This is a genomic window from Maribacter algarum (ex Zhang et al. 2020) (genome assembly GCF_005885635.1).
GTDB lineage: Bacteria > Bacteroidota > Bacteroidia > Flavobacteriales > Flavobacteriaceae > Maribacter_C > Maribacter_C algarum.
This window is the reverse complement of the sequence record NZ_VATY01000001.1, coordinates 1,354,522-1,372,728: the sequence shown is the minus strand read 5'-3', so window position 1 is coordinate 1,372,728 and position 18,207 is coordinate 1,354,522. Positions and strand designations below refer to the sequence as shown.

9 protein-coding genes are annotated in these 18,207 nt (G+C 38.8%); 5 read left to right on the top strand and 4 right to left on the bottom strand.

The window, feature by feature from the left end; translation table 11 throughout:
* Positions 1–128: 128 nt before the first annotated feature.
* The 4 genes from FEE95_RS05910 to tatA form a co-directional block, all read right to left on the bottom strand.
* Positions 129–2,636, bottom strand: coding sequence for an OmpA family protein (locus tag FEE95_RS05910; protein WP_138656899.1), 2,508 nt, complete (start codon positions 2,634–2,636; stop codon positions 129–131).
* Between the two features lie 11 nt (positions 2,637–2,647).
* Positions 2,648–3,568, bottom strand: coding sequence for a PorP/SprF family type IX secretion system membrane protein (locus FEE95_RS05905; protein ID WP_138656898.1), 921 nt, complete (start codon positions 3,566–3,568; stop codon positions 2,648–2,650).
* A 3-nt stretch (positions 3,569–3,571) separates the two neighbouring features.
* Positions 3,572–11,353 (bottom strand): T9SS type B sorting domain-containing protein, encoded by a 7,782-nt coding sequence (locus FEE95_RS05900; protein WP_138656897.1) that lies wholly within the window; start codon positions 11,351–11,353, stop codon positions 3,572–3,574.
* A 306-nt stretch (positions 11,354–11,659) separates the two neighbouring features.
* A complete protein-coding gene (tatA, locus tag FEE95_RS05895; RefSeq protein ID WP_138656896.1) occupies positions 11,660–11,839 on the bottom strand; it encodes a twin-arginine translocase TatA/TatE family subunit in 180 nt (59 codons plus the stop codon).
* Between the two features lie 202 nt (positions 11,840–12,041).
* Here tatA and FEE95_RS05890 point away from each other — a divergent pair, with 202 nt between their 5' ends.
* From FEE95_RS05890 to rfbB, 5 genes are read left to right on the top strand one after another with little or no spacing between them, the layout of a single operon-like run.
* Positions 12,042–12,911 (top strand): M23 family metallopeptidase, encoded by an 870-nt coding sequence (locus FEE95_RS05890; protein WP_138656895.1) that lies wholly within the window; start codon positions 12,042–12,044, stop codon positions 12,909–12,911.
* Between the two features lie 5 nt (positions 12,912–12,916).
* Complete coding sequence (locus FEE95_RS05885) at positions 12,917–14,419, top strand: GH3 auxin-responsive promoter family protein (protein ID WP_138656894.1); 1,503 nt, start codon at positions 12,917–12,919, stop codon at positions 14,417–14,419.
* Between the two features lie 51 nt (positions 14,420–14,470).
* A complete protein-coding gene (locus tag FEE95_RS05880) occupies positions 14,471–16,156 on the top strand; it encodes a DUF6909 family protein (RefSeq protein WP_138656893.1) in 1,686 nt (561 codons plus the stop codon).
* Positions 16,157–16,159: 3 nt separating this feature from the next.
* Complete coding sequence (locus FEE95_RS05875) at positions 16,160–17,170, top strand: hypothetical protein (protein ID WP_138656892.1); 1,011 nt, start codon at positions 16,160–16,162, stop codon at positions 17,168–17,170.
* A 1-nt stretch (position 17,171) separates the two neighbouring features.
* Complete coding sequence (gene rfbB, locus FEE95_RS05870; protein ID WP_138656891.1) at positions 17,172–18,206, top strand: dTDP-glucose 4,6-dehydratase; 1,035 nt, start codon at positions 17,172–17,174, stop codon at positions 18,204–18,206.
* The last annotated feature ends 1 nt before the right edge of the window (position 18,207 follow it).

The window sequence follows — 18,207 nt, the reverse complement described above, 5'->3', positions numbered from 1 at the left end:
AAACATGAATGGGCATTTACGTGACCATTCGACGCTACTGATTTTGAAAAAAAATGTGACCACATAACCCTATAAAAAAACGCCGCTCCGTAAGAGCGGCGTTTTTAATTTTGTAATTTGACTTTGTATTACATGTTTACGATGATGAATTCAGAACGTCTATTTAAGAAATGCTGTTTCTCTGTACAGGCAACACTTCCGTCACACTCGTTTAGTAACCTTTCTTCGCCATAACCAACTGCGCTCTCAATGCGTTCTGGAGCAATACCTCGAGAGATAATGTATTCACGTGTAGATTTTGCTCTTCTGTCCGACAAGTACTTGTTGTAGGCTCTTTTACCTCTTGAATCGGTATGAGATTCGATTTTAATTACCATATTTGGATATTCGGTCATAACCTCAACAAGTTTATCAAGTTCTTCAGACGCATCTTTACGTATATAGGACCTGTCGAAATCGAAATGAATCATTTCGGTTTTTAGTTTTTTGATACCATCTTCAACCGCAATCATTTCTTTTAGTTTACGCATAACTACATCAACCTGAACCGTATCGTTTTCAACTGCTGTAATCTCTTGAATATTTTCAAAATACGTATCATTGGTTGCTTTGATAGTGTATTTTTTGTCCGCTTCAAGGTCTTCAAAGATGAAACTGCCGTCCTCTTCGGTTATCATCTCTTTTAGCTTGATGCCATTTTCATCTAATAGTTCAACCAATGCCTGAGGCATAACTTCTCCTGTAATCAATTCAGTGACCACTCCAGCTATGGCATTAGAAGCAGCAGGAACTTCTTCAATTACCAAATGTTTGAAAGAATAAATATCATCATCTCCTTTACCCTCTAATCTATTGGAAGCGAAAAACCCTTGTTGATTTTCTTCATTAATAATATAAGAGAAGTCGTCTCGATTACTATTGATAGGTTGCCCAAGATTTTTTACATCTTCAAAACCTTCTTCTTCCGTGTAGGCCACTTCATAGACATCAAGCCCGCCTAGACCTGTATGTCCGTCTGAAGAAAAGTATAATTTCTTGTCATTTATAAACGGAAACATTTCCTTCCTTTCGGTATTAATTTCAGGACCTAAATTCCTTGGTTCAGAGAATGAGTTTGGTCCGGTTATGTCTACCACGAATATATCGGTTTGACCAATACTACCGGGCATGTCAGAAACAAAATACATTTTCTTACCGTCTGGGCTTAAGGCTGGATGACCTGTGGAATAGTCGTCACTATTAAAAGGCACTTCAACAGCTTCAGACCAATCATCGCCTACTTTCTTAGACATATAGATCTTAAGGTGGTTTACTCCGTTTTTATCTCGCTTTAATTTTTTACCATAGTTGTTACGGGTAAAGTACATGGTTGAATTGTCCGGGGAAAAAGTAACAGATGCCTCGTGATACTTGGTGTTTATCTTTTTGGAGAACTTGATAGCATCTTTTAAGTCTTGAGACTCCTTATTTATCTTAGATACGTAGAGGTCCAAGTAAGGTTGGTCGTTCCATTTATACCGTCTGGTATTTAAAAAAGAAGAGTCTTTAGCGGAAGCAAATACAACTTGAGTTGAATCTAAAAACATTGGCGAGAAATCTGAATATTCGGTATTGATGGCCAAATTTTTGAGCTCATAATCCCTTTCATTATTAAGAATTTCATCCAATACCACTTCATTAGGTAAAGAAATCTCATCATTTAATCCCGCGGTTTCTCCATTCTTCATTTTCTTGTTATATAAGCGCATCAATCTTTTAGACCTTGCGTATTTTCCCGTACCCTTTAATGAATGTGCGTATTTGAAAACATTGTCTGCAGACATGTCCTTCCCATGTTGTTCATAAAGAATGTTGTACCATTCATAGGCCTTCTCCATATTTGTATTGTAGTAATACGAATCAGCTGCTTTCTGAATGATTTCATAAGAGTAGTTCTTATCTCCTTTCTTCAAAGCTTGCTCATAGAGCACCGCAGCTTCTGCATACCACATTTTATCAAAGTAATAATCTGCTTTTTGAACTAGCTTGCTCTTATTAGGGGTATCGCTGATATTGAGAGTTTGATTATTTGACTTCCCCGCTTCATCAATCATGTCATAAGTAACTTCATTGACTGAAACCGATTTAGTATCAGCAACAACATTCTTGCTTTTGTCAACCAATGTCTCTTGAATAGAACCACCATTTTCTACATTTAATATCCAAACGTCATCTTTATATTTTCCTTCAAATTGATCGGCTACCGCATCCACGGCCTCTAGACCAAAAGGAAAATGTTGAAGATATACATAGTTCAAATTATTTTCAGGATTTAGAATTGATGCTGCATTAAAACCCTTTTTCTTTAATTTTTTAACAGCCCTTTTAAGGTTTTTTCCTTTATTAAACACCCCCATAATAGCATAGTAACCATCTTCTACACCTTCAAGGCCTTCAAATGAGCGATACGGAATGTTGTTTCTTTTGGCCGCTTCTTCAAAAGTTTCTGAAATGGATACGATATCCGAAGAACTGGTATCTTCTTCGGAAACAGAGGTGTCAAAAGCAATCGTTTGGTCGATATCAGTTTCCTGAATATTTTGAGCACCTATCCAAAGGGACAGTAATAAAAGGCAGGTGGTTAGTAGTCGTTTCATGATTTGGGTTATTAGAAAAATCTAGGGGACTTTAATCTGTTTTCACGCGATATCCATTGGTATCGTAGAAAGATTTCGTGGGTTCCTGTGTTATAGTTATTTAATTCGTTTATATTAAAATCGTAGGCATAGCCCATATTAAATTTTGGTGAAATCTGGAAGCCCAATAGGCCGCTGACAGAATCATCCCATCTGTAGTTAACGCCTAAATTTAGAGTTTCGTATACCAAAAAGTTAGCAGATAGGTCAACTGCCAAAGGCGCGCCTAAAACCTGTTTTACAAAAAAGGAAGGCTTGAACTTTAAATCAGGGTTGAGGTCGAACACGTATCCCCCGATTAGGAAGAAATGCAAACGTTCTAAAGCTTCTGATTCTTGTATCTCGTCGTAGTGTGCATTTGTGAAGACGTTGGGCGTAGAAAGTCCTAAATAGAACTTATCTGTATAATAAAAAACCCCTGCCCCTACACTTGGTAATAATTTGGTGTTAATATTTTCATTGAAAACAGTATCTGGATCTCGAAAACGGCCCTTAGACCAATCTAAACTGAAAAACCGGACCCCAGCTTTCAGACCTAGAGCTAATCGATCCCCCTTTCTATTTAAAACTAGTTGATGTGCGTAGTTACCGTCTATATAGGTTTCTGAGGACGGCCCAAGTTGGTCTTGAACAATCGAGACCCCAACTCCGTCAAACTTACCAATTGGCGAATCCATACCGAACGTTATAGTTTGAGGAGAACCTTCTATTCCTACCCACTGGCTTCTATAAAGAGACAGAAGTGTAAGATGTCCTTTTGATCCTGCGTACCCAGGATTTACTGCCATGGTATTAAATTGATATTGGGTAAACTGGGGGTCTTGCTGACTGTATCCCGAAAGGGAAATCAATAAAAGAGCTAACCATAATTTATGTATAAAGGTTTTTCTCATTTTTTATCGGCTGATATATAACCATCCTGCTTTAGGTGGTGTGATTCCATCTCCTGGTTCTAGTGTATAGTAATACGTTCCTACAGGAAGTTTTTCTGATTCGTTAATAGTTGCACGACCTTGTGAAGTTCCATCCCAACTATTGTCGTAGTTATTCATCTCGAACACCTTCGTTCCCCAACGATTGAAAACCTGAAGGGTGTTGTTGGGATAATCCTCGATACACTCGATAAAGAAAGTGTCATTTGCTCCGTCGTTGTTGGGCGAGAACTCATTGAATACCGTAAGACATTCTTCCTGTGTTACAGAAATAGTGACCTCATCTCTATCATTTGCAATATTGTCATCAATTTGATCTAAATAACTTAGTTCGGCAATATTGGTATAATTCTCTATCTCCGTGACCATGACGCTCATTTCTAAAGAGGAACTTGACCCAGCGGATATTAATGGTATTTCCCATAAACCGATAGCTTGATCATAGGACCCATTGTCCGTATTAGTCGAAATAAATTCAAAACCATCGGGGAGCACATCTTCGATACCTATGTTAGTAGCATCATAGAGACTGCCGTTGGTTGCTTCAATTCTGAATAACAGTGTATCGCCCGCAACCGCCTGTAAATTATCAACAGTTTTGACAATCTCAAGATCTAAAATAGGAGAACCTATAGTATAATTTGCTTCGTCATCTTCACTCTGGTCGCCGTCGTCATTGTTAGGGCTGGAGTTAGGATCGTATTGATCCGATGCTGTTATTTGAGCGATGTTAGTATATTCATCATCCGTATTTGTTGGTGCGTTCATGGTTACTTCATAGGAAAGTACCTGACTTCCAACCGTTAAATTAGCAAGGCTCCATGAGATAGTATTTCCGGTGGCAATACCCCCATCATTAATTGTCCCGATTGTATATCCAGAAGGAACAACATCTTCCACAGAAACATTCGTGGCAACATTACCTCCATTGTTGGTCACCGTAAGTTCGAAGATTAAAGTATCGCCTGTATTTGGCATGCTATTAGAAGTAGCGCTTAAGGCTTTGGTCAAGCTTAAATCTGCAGAAATCAACATTAACGTTGCGTTATCTTCGTCATCTTCACTTTGATCTCCATCATCGTTATTTGGGTTCGAATCACTGTCGCCCTGGTCTACTCCAACCACCTGAACTGTATTGAAATACTCATTGACTGTGTTTATCGGTTCATTAACAATGGCCTCGTAGGTCAAAATAGCGCTTGTACCATTTGGTATATTCAAAGAATTCCAATTGATGATATTTGTAGTTTGAGTTCCTGAATTGGCTATATTCGATACAGTGAAGCCTGAAGGAACAATGTTCTCTACGGCTACATTTGTAGCATCATTAGTTCCATTATTTACTACTTCCACTGAAATAATAATGGTATCTCCTGGATTTGCCGAAGACGGCAAAATCGTATTAATAACTTCCAAATCTGCTGTAGGTGCCGGTATTGTAAAACTGGTTTCATCGTCCTCACTTTGGTCTCCGTCATCATTGTTCGGAGTTGAATCGGGATCGTATTGATCAGATGTTGTTATTTGCGCTATGTTAGTATATTCACCTGGCGTGTTGGTAGGTGCGTTCAAGGTCGCCTCATAAGAAAGCACTTGATTTCCGCTACTTAGAGTTGTGATATTCCAAATTATGGTATTTCCAGTCGCAGTTCCGCCATCGTTAATAGTCCCGATGGAATATCCAGAAGGAACAACATCTTCAATTGATACATTCGATGCGTCACTACTTCCATTATTGGTAACCGTAATTTCGAAGATTACGTTATCACCAATATTTGGTTGTGTAGGTGAAGCCGCACCCAAACCTTTAGACAAATTAAGGTCTACTGAATTCAGTAGTATCGAAGCATTATCCTCATCATCTTCACTTTGATCTCCATCATCATTATTTGGGGATGAATCCAAGTCGTTTTGATCCACAGCTATTACCTGAACTGTATTGAGATATTCGTTCACGACACTGTTGGGTAAGTTAACAATAGCTTCATAGGTTAGTGTGATACTCGTCCCAATTACTACGTTCGATACATTCCAGTTGATGACATTGGCCGTTTGCGTACCAGAATTATTAATGTTAGAGACGGTAAAACCTATAGGCACGATGTTCTCAATTTCAATATTGGTGGCGTCATTGGGGCCGTTATTAATGATTTCCACGGAAATCGTAACAGTGTCTCCTGGGTTTACAGGGCTCGGTGCAATGGTATTTATAAGTTCAAGGTCAGCTGTCGGTGCTGGCAAAGTGAAGTTTGCTTCGTCGTTCTCGCTCTGATCGCCATCGTCATTGTTTGGTGTCGAATTTGGGTCATATTGCTCCGAAGCGGTAACTTGAGCAATATTGGTATATTCACCAGCTACATTGTTCGGTGCGTTCAAACTTGCTTCATAAGAAAGCGCCATACTTCCAACCGGTACATTCGCGATATTCCATGATATGGTATTCCCAACGACGGTTCCTCCATTATTTATAATTCCGATAGTGTAACCTGATGGCACGACATCTTCAATGGAAACATTATTTGCTCCATCGGGGCCATTATTATTTATTAACAACTCAAAGGTCACCGTTTCCCCTATATTAGGATTCGTATTTGAAGCAGCACTGAGTCCCTTGGTCAAAACCAGATCGGAAGTCAATACATGAACAGAAACAATCGCTTCATCATCTTCAAGCGGCAAGCCATCATAATTGTTAGGGGTTGAATCGTTATCGTATTCATCGACGGCTACAACTTGACTAATAGAATCAAATTCATTGGCAGCTCCGGTTGGTGTATTAACAGTAGCAGTAAAGCTAAAACTTGACGTATTTGAATTCGCTAAGTCAAATTGTGGCCAAGTAATTGTATTACCAGATTGTGTGCCGCCATCGTTGATTCCCGTTATTGTGTAACCTGCAGGTACTATGTTTTCAATAACCACATTTTCAGCGTCGAAAGGACCATTGTTCACAACATCAATTGTGAACGTAACCGTATTGCCAATGTTTGCATTGACAGGATTTACTGAACTAGTAACTTCCAAATCGGCAACTTCTGGTTCAGACACCAGTGGTATTGACAACACATCACAATGACAATTCGTATCAGAGGGCACAAATTCCACAACCATATTTGAATTATCTCCGCAAAAGGAGTTGGTGCTGAAGAAAATGTCTTCGCTTATCGAACTCCCAGCAGGAATTGCTTGGTTTACGGTTCCATTGTAGACTGAGGAACCGATTCTTGTTCCTGCACCATCGGCACAGTATACATTATAGATAAAACCAGATGCAATATCTACTGTTCCAGTATTCTCCACTCCAAATTCGATATGATATTCATAATTGCCAATTCCGTCAGTGGTGTAATCCGAATTGGTAGTGAAGGTAGATTCAATTAATTCGGGTTTTGTTATTATTACATCCTCAAAAGTACTGCCGTTGGCGATTTCGGTGGTTCCACAAGAAACCGCTCCACAAGTTAAGGCGCTTGTAACGACATAGTTATTCACTTCTATACGAGTGCCGGGAGAACAAGTTGTTGTGGTGTTCTTCAAAGTAACGTCGAATGAATAGCTTGGATCGGCCCCATTATTAGCTCCGTCGGGCATTTGCACTGTAAACTCTTCGTGGTTGCCCACTGTTGTAACTGATCCATAGCTTACAGGATATGCGGGATTATTGGAAACAAAGCTAGTTTCATCAAATGCAAGTCCATCTGGCAGAATAATTCTAGCGTAATCTAAACTAGAACTCGGTCCCCCAACAATCGTTGTTTGTACGGTAATAGTTTCTGTGTTGCATCCTGCAAAAAGACCTCCCGGAGGAACCGTAATATTACTGATAGCATCATAGGTCGGCTCTGCACCAGTAACGACTAACGGATTTGTAGATAAACGACTACCATTTCCGGTAGCCGGACTTCCACATGGATTATATCCTGTTGCCTCGTATGTAAATGCGGTGTTAGAGCTGAAATTACACTGAACACTTAAGTCCAGTTGAATCAAGGCAATTTGCTCATCAATTACACTAGCATTAATAGACCCTTGAATTCCTGAGCCTGCTGCGATGGCAGTATGATCAAGAATATTCAAGGTGACCGTGTTACCTGTAAGATTTGAAGAAATTGTCTGTATATCTCCCGAATTCCTTGGGTACTCCAGATTTATACCATTCAGTACTAGGCTAGTTGCATCGCCAGGTATATCAAAAGTCACTATGGGATTGATTAAATCCCCATTACCTGCATTTCGTAACTCGATATCAATATTGAAACTAGAACAAGTGTCTATTGTATCTGAAGGCTCGTCAACAATAGCAATTTGCAATGCAGCTTCTTTTGGCTCTAATCGAAGCACTAATGGATTGAGATAGTTTGGGATAGAAAAGTCCGTAGGATAGCCCGTACAACTCCATGCATTCTCAACTGTAAAGTTGAAGTTTGAACATTCTGTGAAAGCCACTTCAAAGCCAACTTTTTTACAGGTCGTACCTCCTACATATTGCCCGAGTTCCACCCAACTGCTGCCGCTATTTGACGAAAAAGTCAAAGGGTTCTGTGCTGCCCCAACTATTTCGTACGCACTTAGAACTGTAAATTGTGAACCATTGTTGATTTGTAGCCAATTAAAATCTATATCAGAAGGGCTGTTCATACAAAGGTCTACTTCGAATCGGGCTGTGGCTCGATCACCACTTACTATAGGGGTCGTTGATGTTAAAGAGTAGTCTGGTTGCGTAAAATTAAAGTTATGGGTATCTGATGTAGTTTGATTGACTGGTGCAGAAGAATAGGAGAATTCTTCATAGTTTGTTGTCCAATTTACTAAAGTGGATGGGGCCGAAATACTACTACCTTGTAAATGCACACGTATTCTTGGATAATGGTTTCCACTTTGATCGTATTCTTGAATACTAGTAGGTGTAATGGTCAAAATATTCCCTACTTGGCTTACCGTAAGACCTCCATTCGTGGTTGAGGGGTCAGTTCCCTGAAAATCAGTCGAGGTCACCAAACCTGTGAATGTTGCTCCTGCTGGAATTTCTAATTCTGAGAATTGCCAAATAGAAGGCGGGCGATATTCGTTCGGGAAGCGATCTCCTGAAACAGATCTTTGTTCTATTAATAGTTCTATAAAAGTTTCCGTACACCCCTCTGTGCTGGTTGAAAGTCTATCATAAGGTCTAATCCGATTTTTGAAATAGAAAACGCGATCTCCCAATATGTTACAGCTTACCCCATTTTCATCTGAAAAGGATCCACTGAAATTGTTGAGCTCCAAGAAAGAATGCGTAGTGAAGTCCTCTTCAAACACAAAATGTAGTTCCAAATCTATTTCATCTGCTTCAGGTGTACCCAATGGCACAGTAGGTTCTCCATAAGTATAAGTTGGACTAATCGCCGTTGTATAAGTAGAGAGATCAAAGGTTAAGCTATGTGTAGTAGTGCCGTTGGTGTTTATAACTGGAGGAACTGTAATCGGGACAGTTTGAGCACCTGAAGACAAATCGTTAATAGTAATGCTTCCATTAAGGAATTGAATAATGTCAGCTCCGCCGGCTGCAGCCCCTAGAGTTTCATAATCCAAAGTAAAAGACAAGCTATTTGGATTAGTGTTTGACATAACCGCACTTGCGTGCAAAACCATTTCATCCTTCGCCATGTAGGTTTCCAAATTGTGAACGTTAGGGTCTAGAACTACACGAGTTGTCATGGATTCGTCCGTCCATCCCGCGGTTTCTCGTTGCGCTTCAAATGCAGTGATTGCGGGGCCATTGCATGGTGAGGGGCACTGAGACCTAATACCTGTCACGGAACCGCACTGAATATCTTGGGCAAAACAATCACATTCATACCGAGTGGTGTATGTAATGGGTACATTGGTAGGTCCTGAATAAACGCCACAATCCATTATTAGTGGAAAATCGACGTTCATGTCCAAATAGTTTACAGCTGGAAGGTTTGTTGTGGAATAAACAATTGTATTTGGGTTTACCTGTGTAAACCCGGCCGGTGTGCCATCCAAGGAAATTCCATCAGGAACATTCATAGTAACCGTCCATGAGGAGCTGGGATCATTTGAAAACATTCTTGTGCCATTGCAAAATAGTGGATCAGTGCCTCCCGTGGACAGTATACCTTGAATCCCGACATTAAAGCCAACACCGTCAAAGATGTCTGTTGGGGCCGATGGAGAAGACGCTCCCCGAGCTAAAGAAGCATTGGTCAAAAATTCCCTTCCGGTTGGGGAGAAGTTATCACATTGATTATTGGCGTACGCATCAGACCTGAGATAGTATGAACTAACATATGAAGCATAGTTTTCACCACAAGAATTACTGTTAGAAGTAACATTGTGGTCATATAACAAATCAGTACTTTCTCCTGGCGCCATGTCATCGAAAAAGCCATCACCATCTAAGTCTTCAAGTCCCCCGGGTCCATCAGGGTCCGATGAGAATAGTGTATTGGTCACAAAATAGGAGCCTGCACCTGTACCTGTGTATTGTGTTGAAGGCCTTTGAACAGGTGTAAAAGAGGGGTTTGATCCAAAACGAAAATTAGATAACGATTTCGTATTATTCGGCCTGTCATTTCCCCACATTCCATTTTCCGTTGTGGAAGTTAGAATCGAAGAGTTTGTACCAAAACCAGTATTTATTTCAACATTATAGGCAATTGCAGTTGGTGCGTCGTTACTAATGCGAACTGTATAAGTCGTGGCAAGGCATAAATCGGTATTTGATGGATCATTTATTTTGGTCACATTGATTTCAGGCAATTCTTCGTTAACAACTACAGCTGCGCTAACCGGTTCTAGAGCCTGACAAATCTCTAATGGATTACACCCCCATGTTGGTTGGTGACCAATGTCTAAATCATTGCAATCAAGAACAGCAAACGTCTCTTCGAGAAATACCGTCTCATTTTCGAATTCAGAATCGCCATCTCCAATGTTTCCTGCAAAAGGGGCTTGAGAAAAATCTATGGTATAGCTATAAGTACTGCCTGAAACAGAAGTTGGTGTTAAAGAGGAACCATTAAATGCTAAGGTATATGAGCCTAAGCTTGACCCTACAACCACATTATGGGTAAAAGAAGTTATGTTACCGTTGCCGGAATTGGTCACTTCAATTGGGCGAGTTACCACATCGTCAACACGAGCCGTAATATTGTTATAGTTCAATACGGCTAAATATGCACGCAAAAAATTATATGAATTTATGGTTGGGTCCGTGTCGCTTGCGGATTGCGGCCCATTTAAATCATCATAAGTGATGGTGTGTGCATCTTTAAAAAGTCCACCGCCATAAGAAAAAGTTACTGCATCACAAGATGCTGTTTTATCAAATCGAAACCGAACGAGATCCGCGACTTCCCAATTTGCATTGCCAGGACGCTCAAGTCTAAAGACGGGAGCATTCAAGTTAGACATATCTACTACAGTCAAAGTGAAATCAGACGATCCTTGTTGAAACGTTATCCTTTCGGTGCCAGGTATGAAGTTAACACCGTCTGGTAAATCAAAGGCAATCTCAAAATTATTGACCGTGTTATTTTTGGCGAGAACACCTATACGTGAATGTGAATCATTTGGACCACCACAAGGCCCCATATCAAGAGAGTTCAGGTTTACCCGAAAACGATTATTATTAATTTGAGCAATAGCGATTTGGGTTGCAAAAAGTGAAAAAGTGAAAAAGAAGGCTGTAAAAGCTACCGATTTCTTTAAAAAAGAGTTTTTTGGCTGTAGGTCAATCATAGTTAGCGCAAAACTTGGTCTCACAAAACTACCAGCCTTGGGCTAGGCATGCAGTAATACTTTAATTATTATACTCTTAACGTAGATTTTAACATTTGTATACGTAAACATTAAAATATGTTGTGAGGTAAGGGAGAATTGTTGTGTGATAAGATAGAAGCGTATGTAAAATACTAGAATACAGGACACTTAAGAATTTGTAGATATAAGCTGATCAAAGCAATCGGAAAGTTAAGAAATAGTCTTAGGTGAGAGAAACAAAAAACCCCTAGTTTTGCTAGGGGTTTGATATAAAAAGTGAATATATTATTCTTTGTTTTCTTCTAATTTCTCATCGTCTTTGGAAGCATCTTTAAACTCTTTAATGCCACTTCCTAATCCGCGCATTAATTCAGGAATCTTTTTGCCTCCAAATAAAAGAAGCACAACCACTACTACTAATATAATTTGAGGAGCACCAATGGCTAAAAATGTTTGAGCTATCATAATTGAAAATTTATTGGATATCAAAGGTAGTAAAAAGTATTTAGTTTGTTGTTAATACAAACGTTAAGCAAGGTGTTTTAATTGTCATGACCTAGGAGAACATTTTAACCGTAAATCAAATAATAGCTTTTTGCTTTACTGAAATATATAAATTTAATATGAACCCATGTGTAATTCAATTCTAAGTTTATCTTTGTAAGCTATGGCGAAGGGAGTCAAAAAAAGAAAGGAAATAAAAAGAAAGCTACTTCACAAGTATCGCTTAGTTATATTGAATGAAAGTACGTTTGAAGAAAAAATATCTTTTAAACTTAGCAGACTCAACGTTTTCGTCACGGGCTCACTATGTATTATCGGACTTATTGGATTGACTACATTGTTAATAGCTTTTACTCCACTTCGGGAATATATTCCAGGCTATTCCTCAACCAAATTGAAAAAACAAGCGACCGACCTTACCTATCAAACTGATTCCTTAGTTCGAGTCTTGAATAATACCAATAGGTATTTAGATAATATTAGAATGGTCTTAAAAGGAGACATCGAGAATAACGAGATTAATCGAGATTCATTGTTAGAACAGTTTAAATTGGACCCTTCAACTGTTGATTTAACTCCTATTAAGCAAGATTCATTGTTGCGGGCGGAAGTTGCTCTTGAAGACAAATACAATCTTTTTGAAAGAAGCACTGCAAAAACCGAGATTGTCTTATTTCCACCAGTAAGTGGAACAATCACTCAAATTTATGATGCCAAAAAGAAACATTATGCTATAGATGTGGTTGCGCCAAGAGAAACCCCCGTAAAGGCAACCGCTGACGGAATGGTCATTTTCGCAGAGTGGACCGCGGATACAGGCCATGTGATAATTATTGAGCACAAAGACGGTCTTTTAAGTGTCTACAAGCACAATGGTTCTCTAAACAAGAGTCAAGGTGATGTTGTTAGATCGGGAGAAGTAATTGCCTCAGTAGGTAATACTGGGGAGTTGACCACAGGACCCCACCTTCATTTCGAGTTGTGGGATAAAGGTGCGCCCATAAACCCACAAGATTTTATTGATTTTAAATAAGCATTATGTCTTTAAAGTCTTTGGGAGCCAAAATTTTTGCAAGTAACGTTACCAAAAGAGTTGAGCGTTGGGTGAAAAATCCGATTGAAACGCAGAACCAGGTTTTCAGAGAAATTATTAAAAAAGCTTCGGGAACCCAGTTTGGTAAGGACCATAATTTTACTTCCATTCATACTCATTCCGATTTTGTGAAAAATGTACCCATTCGAGATTATGAGGAGCTCAAACCCTATATTGAAAGAGTGGTTGATGGAAAAGAAAATATTCTTTGGCCAGGGAAACCGCTTTATTTTGCAAAGACTTCAGGCACTACCTCAGGAGCAAAGTATATTCCTATTACCAAGGAATCTATCAAACATCAAATTGAATCGTCTCGAAATGCTATTTTGAACTATATACACGAAACGGGGAATACCAGTTTTGTTGACGGAAAAATGATTTTTTTGCAGGGAAGTCCTGAAATGCAGGAAAAGAACGGAATTCAACTGGGACGATTATCAGGTATATCCGCACATTATGTTCCGAATTATCTTCAAAAAAACCGATTGCCAAGTTGGGAGACCAATTGCATAGATGATTGGGAAACCAAGGTAAATGCTATAGTGGAAGAAACCAAAGATGAAGATATGACGGTCATTGCAGGTATTCCTTCCTGGGTGCAGATGTATTTTGAAAAACTCTACGAAAGGACTAATAAACCCATAGGAGAACTTTTCAAGAACTTTCAATTGTTTATCTACGGAGGCGTCAATTACGAACCTTATCGTTCAAAATTTGAAAGTTTGATTGGCCGTAAAGTAGATAGTATTGAGCTCTTTCCAGCAAGCGAAGGGTTTTTTGCGTATCAAAATTGCCAATCAGAAAATGGGATGCTTCTACTCTTAAAATCAGGAATCTTCTATGAATTCGTTAAATCGGATGAGTTTTTTGAGGAAAATCGGCAAAGAATCACCTTAAAGGATGTTGAGCTTAATGTAAACTATGTAATGATTATCTCAACAAATGCTGGTTTATGGGCTTACAACTTAGGAGATACCATTCAGTTTATTTCCCTTGAACCCTATAAAATAATAGTTTCCGGAAGGATAAAACATTTTATCTCTGCCTTTGGCGAACACGTAATTGCCAAAGAAGTTGAGCAAGCAATGCAAGAGGCAATTTCGAAAACTGATGCTCAAGTAAACGAATTTACCGTAGCACCACAGATTACGCCAGAGGGAGAACAGCTTCCTTATCATGAGTGGTTGATTGAATTTGAAAAAGAGCCATCGGATAAAACAAAATTTATTGAAATACTTGATTCATCCCTTCAAAAACAAAATAGTTATTACTTTGATCTAGTCGATGGTAAAATCCTGCAAACTTTAAATATCACTGCCATTAAAAAAGGCGGATTCCAAGCCTATATGAAATCCATCGGAAAATTAGGTGGGCAAAATAAAGTACAGCGCTTGGCGAACGATAGAAAAGTTGCAGACCTGCTCACCCTACAAAAAGTAGGGCTATAAGGTAGTCATTAAAACCTGATTTTTATTTGTAATTTTGCGTGAAATTCTTTCATGAGCAAAACAACCAATACTACTCGCGCACAAGAATCGACCAATGCTATTGAGCGATTGTATATCACCATGCGTCACCTGTTTAATCGAGGATTTTACAAACCAACAGGAGTCTCAGGAGAATCATTAAAAAATGCCCTCTTACAATTACGCCCTGAAATTTACGGTACGATAGCTGAGGAGAAAGCCGAATTCAATGGACTCATATACGTTTTAGAACGTTTGCCTGAAGGTATTGAACAGTGCCGATTCATCAACCTTACATCTGATGAGGGCTATGGAAAATCACATTTCAAGCCGATTGTGCCTCCTAAAAGAAGGCGAAACTGTTATCGTATCGATGACGAACAAATGAATATTGAGATTACCAGAGGTCGCTCTGATATTTATGATATTCTTACTCACTTGACCTTTCTTTTTGTCGAATCAGAGAAGATATGTAAACGGGTTCTAATAGAAGATACTGACAAAACTATTCGTGACTGGACGAAACTTGAAGATGCGGCAAAAAAAGAGGAGTTGAGTCAATCAGAACGGGAAGTAGCATTAATACATACTGCAAATATCCTGGGAAGAAGTTTTGAAGAAGTTCTATGGGTTTATGAAAAATTCGCCACCAAAGACGATCCCGAGCGGTTTTTAAAAATCGTTTGGTGGTTGGGCAAACTGGCCATAGAAGAGGAGGTGACGGGTGAAAAAAGGGTCATTACTTTTAGCGCACAATTACGTGAGCGTCTTGGCCACCATATTCACGGTGAGCGTTGGTCGGATACGATTAAAGAAACTCTAAAGAAAAATGATCTCCTAGAACGACCAATTCATATTATTAGTGCCAATATGCATAGTGTCATGAATTCCTTATTTGCCCGAACTGCCTTGGCAAAAGAGTTTCCAAATTCTGATTCTTTGGAAATATATGAAGCATTGAGCTCTTCAGGAAATAAGGTTTTGCGAGATAAGGTGGAATCTATAGCAAAGAAAAATGGAATGATTTCAATCGATGATGTATCAGGTACGAACATCGATGTACAGATATTCGACATGGCAAAAATCGGCAAAGACGCCTGCTGTTATGAACTCGAGATGGGTCTTCCCGATAGTGAAAAACCTGTTATCTTTGTTATGGACTATGCTTTTGGTGAACAAGCTTATGAGACGATTGATGAGTTACTAAAGCCCTTTGGAGATAAGGAAGAGGACACGATTTATTTGAATATTGCTTCTGTTTCCATTATGGGAAAGGCAGGTATTTTAGAGGGAGGAAAAGGAGATTTAATGATTCCGTCCGCACATATTTTTGAGGGCACTGCAGATAATTATCCCTTTAAAAATGAATTGTGTGCAGCAGATTTCAAAGGACATGGTTTGAAAGTTTTCGAGGGAACAATGGTAACCGTTTTAGGAACATCCCTGCAGAACAAAGACATTTTGAAGTTTTTCCATCAATCCACTTGGAATGTAATTGGACTAGAAATGGAAGGGGTGCATTACCAGAAAGCAATTCAATCGGCATCTAAAATACGCAAGAGTATCAATGAAGATGTAAAAGTTAGATATGCATATTACGCTTCCGATAACCCTTTAGAAACAGGAAGCACATTGGCCTCGGGCGGATTGGGTACTACAGGTGTAAAACCAACATATTTGATAACCGATAAAATTTTGAATCAACTATTCAACGCGTAAGACATGGCAGAACATATAAAACCGAAAAATTCCAACGTTTCAGACGAGATTGATTTGGGCCAATTGTTGCAACTGGTTAAAAAGGGTTTCCATAATCTTGGTAATTTCTTTCTTCGGGTATTCATTTATCTAAGAAGGAATATTTTAAAGTTAATAGGCTTAGCGATTTTAGGTTTGGCCATAAGTTTTGGGCTGAACCAGATTATTTCTAAAAAATTAAAAACTGACGTTATTGTCCGCCCTAACTTTGAGAGCAAAAATTATTTGTATGACGTTGTCGATGAGTTAGCGGCAAATATCAAGTCTAGAAATGAAGCTTTTTTTGGCACAATGGATATTTCTATAGCGGACCTTGAGGGCTTTAAGATAGAAGTTGAGGCAATAGAAGATGAAGAAGTCAAGACGGATGATAGTATTTTAAATGAAATGAAGTATTTAGAAGTTCTTCAAAACTTCAAAGACGAAAGCTTTGTAATTGATATTTTGCGTTCTGAGCTTTCAGAAAAAAGCGTAATAGACCATAAAATTACTTTCACCTACAAAGATGCCGCTAAAGGACCGGCCATAGTAGAAAAGATGATGGGCTATATAAATACCAATGAGTATTTTAATGACCTGAAGACCGTCTATGCGGCGAACGCCAAGTCTCGAATAGTGCAAAACACTCAGCTTATTGAACAAATAGATGGTCTTGTGGACAATTATTCAAAAGCGCTGTTAGCTGAAAAACAGAAGTCGGGTACAGGCGTTGTGTATATGGAAAAAGAGAATACTTTAAATGTACCGTCATTAATTCAGATGAAGAATGAGCTTTTAAAAGAAATAGAGGTAAAGCGACTGGAAGTTGCCCAACAAACAGGTGTTTTAAGTATATTAAATTTTGGAAAGACCCAAGAAGTGAAAAAGTCCTTTTTTAACCAAACCTATTTCTTAATTCCTGTTTTATTAGTAGCGGGATTCTTATTGCTTTCCTTTTTTAACTATTTAAGTCGAAAGGCAAAAGAAATCGAATAGTATGACCATTGAGATCACAAATCAATGTGTTTTGATTACCGGAGGTGCGGGCTTTATCGGCAGCAATTTCATTCCCTATTTTTTAGAAAATAACCCCGAGGTTCAAGTAGTCAATCTAGACAAGTTGACCTATGCCGGAAATCTTCAAAATCTTGAAGAGATAGCTCAAAATAAGCGGTATCATTTTGTTGAAGGCGATATATGTAATAGAGCCTTAATAGAAGAGCTATTTGAAAAATATCAGATTAATAGCGTTATTCATTTTGCAGCAGAATCTCATGTAGATAATTCAATAGAAAGACCAGATAGTTTTATCAAAACTAATATTGAAGGGACCTTTGTCTTATTGGAAGTTGCCAAAAAGTTTTGGATGGAGTCTCCGAATGTCCCCAAAAAAAGTTACGAAAACGCAAGATTTCATCATGTTTCAACTGATGAGGTTTATGGAAGTTTAGGTAGTGAAGGTTTCTTCACTGAAGAAACGGCATATGCCCCCAATAGTCCGTACAGTGCTTCGAAAGCATCTTCTGATTTTTTGGTGCGCAGTTACTTTCACACCTATGGTTTAAATGTTGTTACGAGTAATTGCTCGAACAATTATGGACCGAAACAGCATGATGAAAAGTTGATACCTACTATTATACGAAAAGCTTTGGATGGGGAGGAAATTCCCATTTATGGTGACGGTTCAAATGTACGTGATTGGTTGTATGTCCTAGACCATTGCAAGGGAATCAAATTGGTTTTTACCAGTGGAAAAACAGGAGATACCTACGCCATCGGAGGCAATAATGAACATAACAACCTCTACATTGCCCAAAAGATATGTAGCTTGTTAGATAAACTTCAACCCAAGAATTCTGGAAGTTATTCTGAGCAGATTAGTTTTGTAAAAGACAGGTTAGGTCATGACTATCGTTATGCAATAGATGCTGGTAAAATTGAAGGAGAGCTCAAGTGGAGAGCGGATGAGAACTTTGAATCAGGAATAGAAAAGACGATAGCTTGGTATATTCGCAAATATCAAACAGCTTAGA

Bases quoted from the DNA above. Each gene is read 5' to 3' on its own strand.
- FEE95_RS05910 (WP_138656899.1), bottom strand. From the start codon at position 2,636: ATGAAACGACTACTAACCACCTGCCTTTTATTACTGTCCCTTTGGATA.
- FEE95_RS05905 (WP_138656898.1), bottom strand. From the start codon at position 3,568: ATGAGAAAAACCTTTATACATAAATTATGGTTAGCTCTTTTATTGATT.
- FEE95_RS05900 (WP_138656897.1), bottom strand. From the start codon at position 11,353: ATGATTGACCTACAGCCAAAAAACTCTTTTTTAAAGAAATCGGTAGCT.
- tatA (WP_138656896.1), bottom strand. From the start codon at position 11,839: ATGATAGCTCAAACATTTTTAGCCATTGGTGCTCCTCAAATTATATTA.
- FEE95_RS05890 (WP_138656895.1), top strand. From the start codon at position 12,042: ATGGCGAAGGGAGTCAAAAAAAGAAAGGAAATAAAAAGAAAGCTACTT.
- FEE95_RS05885 (WP_138656894.1), top strand. From the start codon at position 12,917: ATGTCTTTAAAGTCTTTGGGAGCCAAAATTTTTGCAAGTAACGTTACC.
- FEE95_RS05880 (WP_138656893.1), top strand. From the start codon at position 14,471: ATGAGCAAAACAACCAATACTACTCGCGCACAAGAATCGACCAATGCT.
- FEE95_RS05875 (WP_138656892.1), top strand. From the start codon at position 16,160: ATGGCAGAACATATAAAACCGAAAAATTCCAACGTTTCAGACGAGATT.
- rfbB (WP_138656891.1), top strand. From the start codon at position 17,172: ATGACCATTGAGATCACAAATCAATGTGTTTTGATTACCGGAGGTGCG.